The sequence below is a fragment of the Oceanisphaera sp. genome (assembly GCF_052084945.1).
Taxonomy (GTDB): Bacteria; Pseudomonadota; Gammaproteobacteria; order Enterobacterales; family Aeromonadaceae; genus Oceanimonas.
Window position 1 is genome coordinate 7,877 of sequence record NZ_JBQDEX010000087.1, and the last position, 4,550, is coordinate 12,426.

The 4,550-nt window shown below is 46.2% G+C and carries 4 protein-coding genes; 1 reads left to right on the top strand and 3 read right to left on the bottom strand.

Annotated elements, in window-relative coordinates:
• Positions 1-99: 99 nt before the first annotated feature.
• From ACTHY5_RS08790 to metA, 3 genes are all read right to left on the bottom strand, one after another.
• The gene (locus tag ACTHY5_RS08790) at positions 100-393 is read right to left on the bottom strand and encodes a GIY-YIG nuclease family protein (protein WP_441878780.1); all 294 of its coding nucleotides are present in this window, start codon (positions 391-393) and stop codon (positions 100-102) included.
• A 584-nt stretch (positions 394-977) separates the two neighbouring features.
• Positions 978-1,880: a methylenetetrahydrofolate reductase gene (gene metF / locus ACTHY5_RS08795; protein ID WP_441878782.1), complete on the bottom strand. Its 903-nt coding sequence runs from the start codon at positions 1,878-1,880 to the stop codon at positions 978-980.
• A 240-nt stretch (positions 1,881-2,120) separates the two neighbouring features.
• Positions 2,121-3,065, bottom strand: coding sequence for a homoserine O-succinyltransferase MetA (gene metA / locus ACTHY5_RS08800; protein WP_441878784.1), 945 nt, complete (start codon positions 3,063-3,065; stop codon positions 2,121-2,123).
• A gap of 144 nt (positions 3,066-3,209) precedes the next feature.
• Here metA and ACTHY5_RS08805 point away from each other — a divergent pair, with 144 nt between their 5' ends.
• Positions 3,210-4,388 carry a CinA family nicotinamide mononucleotide deamidase-related protein gene (locus tag ACTHY5_RS08805; protein WP_441878786.1) on the top strand — a complete coding sequence of 393 codons (1,179 nt, stop codon included), beginning with the start codon at positions 3,210-3,212 and terminating at the stop codon, positions 4,386-4,388.
• Positions 4,389-4,550: the final 162 nt, after the last annotated feature.

Sequence of the window (4,550 nt, forward strand, 5' to 3'; positions counted from 1 at the left end):
ATGACAACAGGCCGTCATGCCGGACTTGCTCCGGTATCTCGCTTTTGTCTTTGTTTCCAACTCACCGCCGCGAAACGGTATAGCACATAACAGTAGGGGTTAGCCGCATATATCCTGCCATAAGTCTTGCCACTGAGGATTTGCCTGCTCTATTAATTGAATTTTCCAAGCTCTCTTCCAGTTTTTCAGCTGCTTCTCTCGAGATATGGCCGTGTACATATCATCTAGCAGCTCGAAGTAAACTAAGTGGTTTAGCTTATAACGTTGGGTGAAACCGGCGACTTGATGATTTTTATGCTGCCAAATACGTTGAATAAGGTTGCTTGTTACACCTATATATAAGGTGCCTTGGCAGCGGTTCGTCAAAATATATACGGCAGGGGATTTATACATAAGCATCACCTTTGGGGAGGTGTAATAATCATAGCAACTTATGAGCACTACGCTTTTTATTATGCCGGCCAGCGAGATCCTGACTTCCGTCAGGAAGACGGCCTAAGAACAATGCCGTATCCAATATCACGTCATACCGGACTCGCTCCGGTATCTCGGTTTTTGTCTTTAAGCTCTAAAGCGAGATCCTGAAACGAGTTCAGGATGACTAAGGGGGATGACAATAGCCCGTCATACCGGACTCGCTCCGGTATCTCGGTTTTTGTCTTTAAGCTCTAAAACGAGATCCTGAAACGAGTTCAAGATGACTAAGGGGGATGACAATAGCCCGAGATACCGGACTTGCTCCGGTATCTCGCTTTTGTCTTTAAACCCTAAAAACGAGATCCTGAAGCAAGTTCAGGATGACAATAGCCCGTCATGCCGGGCTACGACCCGGTATCAGGATGACTGATGGGGGAAAGATCCTGATTTCCGTCAGGATGACGGTAGAAGGGAGATCCTGACCTTCGTCAGCATGACGGCTGGAGGCTTTGCTTTTCAACTCCCCCTTCCCTAATCACTCCTCCCCGCCGTTGAGGCCGTTAAGCTGTTGCTGACACTTGTGGCCGTACGCCTAGGCTGTGGCAGATTGCATAGGTGAGATCAGAGCGATTAAGTGTATAAAAGTGGAAGTCTTTTACTCCCTCTTGGCTCAAAACACGTACCTGATCCATGGCAATACTGGCACCCACTAAGTTACGGGTATTTTGATCGTCATCTAAGCCCTGAAAACGCTGATGCATCCAGTTAGGAATGCGCACGTTAGAAAAGCCAGCAAATTTCAGTAATGTCTTATAATTAGAAACCGGCAAAATGCCAGGTACAATTTCTTGCTCAATGCCAATAGTGGCACAGCGGTCACGAAAGCGCAGATAAGACTCCACATCAAAGAAAAACTGCGTAATAGCTTGGTTGGCTCCCGCATCTAACTTGTGCTTCAAACTTAATAAATCTGCCTGGGCGCTTTTTGCTTCCGGGTGTACTTCTGGGTACGCCGCCACCGAAATATCAAAATCAGCTTCTTCTTTTAACAAACTAACTAAGTCAGCGGCATACATATCAGGTTTCGCCAAGCCTTCGGGTAAATCACCCCGCAGCGCAACAATTTTACGAATACCATTGTTCCAGTAATCTTTCGCAATCTCGCGCAACTCAGCACGACTGGCATCAATACAGGTTAAGTGTGGCGCGGCAATCAGGCCGGTTTTATCCTGAATATCTTTGATCACATTATGGGTTCTATCTCGGGTACCCGAGTTAGCACCGTAAGTCACAGAGACAAACTTAGGGGCCAAGGTACTGAGGCGCTCAATGGAGTTCCATAAGGTGTTTTCCATTTTTTCGCTATTTGGCGGAAAAAACTCAAACGACACATTAATATTGCTACCCAGCTCAGCCATTGTCTGATTTAACGCATCAACATGACGCGCGCTATGAAAACCCATATTTATCTCCTAACAACTTCAATTAACATAATTCCTTTATACCTTGGCTGCATCAGTCTGATACATAAACGTTGCAGCACTCATGTTAGCCAAGGCAATACGAGTTTTTGGTTACGAGTTTTCAAGCCACAATCGGCTTTACCCAAGCAATCACCCTCTAATTTATCTCACTCAGAATAACACAGCTGCAAGTAGAACAACGCCCCTCTACGTTAGGTTTATTGTAGATTGGCATTAAGGCTAATCCCTTGTTAGGGATTCACCGGTCGCACTTAACGTATTTAGATCATAAGGTGTCAACTGATATACATGGTAGTTGAGCCAATTAGAAAACAATAAGTGCCCATGACTGCGCCATGTAGCGCGCGGGTTATTATCGGCATTGTCATCAGGATAATAGTTTTCAGGCATTTGTGGCTCTACTCCTACACCCAAGTCACGCTGATACTCATTATGTAAGGTGTCAGCATCATACTCTGGGTGTCCTGTAACAAACACTTGGCGCCCATCTGGGCTGGCAGCTAAGTAAACCCCCGCCTCATCAGATGCCGCCAAAATCTTTAAGTCTGTTTTCTCACGTAATAAGTCCACCGGAAAATCAGCGTAACGAGAATGAGGCGCCAAAAAAACATCATCAAAGCCTCGCACCAAAGGGTCAAATTCACTGAGGTTATTATGCGCAAACACCCCAGAGAGCTTTTCTAAGCGAGTGCGCTTATCAAGATCATATAAGATTTTTAAACCCGCCTGTGCTGCCCAGCATAAAAATAGCGTAGAAGTCACATTGCTCTTTGCCCACTCCACCACTTGCTCTATTTTTTCCCAATACACCACATCACAAAAGTCAGTCAGCCCAAGAGGAGCACCAGTAATAATCAAGCCATCGTAATACTGATCTTTAACCTGCTCAAAGTCATGATAAAAACTCTCTAAGTGCGATAGCGGTGTATTTTTGGATGGTCTATCATCTATGCGTAATAAGTCGACACCTATTTGTAAGGGGGAATTCGACAACATACGTAACAGCTGATTTTCGGTTTCAATTTTCTTCGGCATCAGGTTAAGTAGTAACACACGCATCGGACGAATTTCCTGCCCCACAGCTCGCGACTCCGTCATCACGAAAATATTTTCCTGAGACAGGACATTAGCAGCCGGCAGGCGGTCGGGAATTCTGATGGGCATGTATTTACTCCAAGGTACAACGTCGAAAAGAAAGTCTAGCCATCTAGAACTCTACAACAAAGTAACAGAACTTGTCATCCTCGACGTGTGCCAAAGCACTAAGATACGGTAAAATTAGTTTAACGACCTTTAAGGAAGACTATTATGGAACCTGTTATTGAACTGATCAGCACAGGCGACGAAGTGCTAACCGGATTAATTACCGATACCAACGCAGGCTGGCTATCACAACAACTACTAGAACAAGGCTGGCAAGTACGCCGCCGTTTTACCGTGGGTGATCGCAAAGCTGATTTAATCGAGCTCTTTGAACAACGCAGCCACTATGCTGATGTAATTATTGTTAACGGTGGCCTAGGACCGACCTCAGACGATATCAGTGCCTTGGCCATGGCTGAAGCTGCACAGGTCCCCTTAGAGCTCAACCAACATTGGCTAAGCGTGATGCAAGAAAAGTATGCCCACCGTCACCGTGAGATGCCAAAAAGTAACAGCAAACAAGCCATGCTGCCTCAAGGAGCGGAGCTGGTCGATAACCCCGTAGGTACCGCCTGTGGCTTTGCTATTAAGCTTAACCGCGCCACCTTATTCTTTACCCCAGGCGTGCCCTCTGAGCTAAAAAAGATGATGAGTGATGAGATTTTGCCACGAATGCGTCAGCAATTAGGACAAAATGGCCGCAGTCAGGTGCGTCGCTTCTTTTTGTTTGGGTTATCAGAATCAGGCTTAAGCGATAGATTAGATCACTTAACTTGGCCTGAAGGCATTGCACTGGGCTATCGTGCTAACTTGCCAACCATAGAAATGAAGTTGATCATAGATACCGATGATAATGTGGCTATAGACAGCGCCGAAGCGCAGCTACTGGCCGAGGTAGGCACCCATTTAGTGGCACGAGATGAAATGAACTTTGCCGCGACCATGGGGCCACTATTAGCAGATAAAGACTTAATGATTTTTGAAGATGCTAGTGCAGGGCGCTTAACCGATACTATCACCATCATTACTCGTGAATTTGAAGGGCATTATTTAGCCGGTCTACCCGATGAAGCACAAGACTTAGGGGAATGGTTACACACTGCAGCCCGCCCCCTTACCTTAGCCATAGGGGCTTCAGGGCCACAAGGTACACCTATTGCGTTAAAAACACCCACCGCTTGCATGGTCCAAACCTTACAAATGCACTTTCGCGATCCATTGTCACAACGTCGTTTATTGGCCTTTGTAGCCCTTGATATGTTGCGTCGTTACCTTGCCGGCGAAACCGTCATGGTTGACTACGACATACTGCCTTGTAGCGAACGCGTCACGCTATCAGCATAAAAAGAGGGCGACATTAGTGTCGCCCTCTTTTTAGTATTTTGACTTATACCAATCTACCCCGAGCGTAGGCCGAATTTATTCGACCTCTTTAGGCTGATAGCTGCCCGCAGAGCCTAGCCTTGTAGCCGCCATTTGGCGAGTAGCTTTTCTATTGGTGTAACC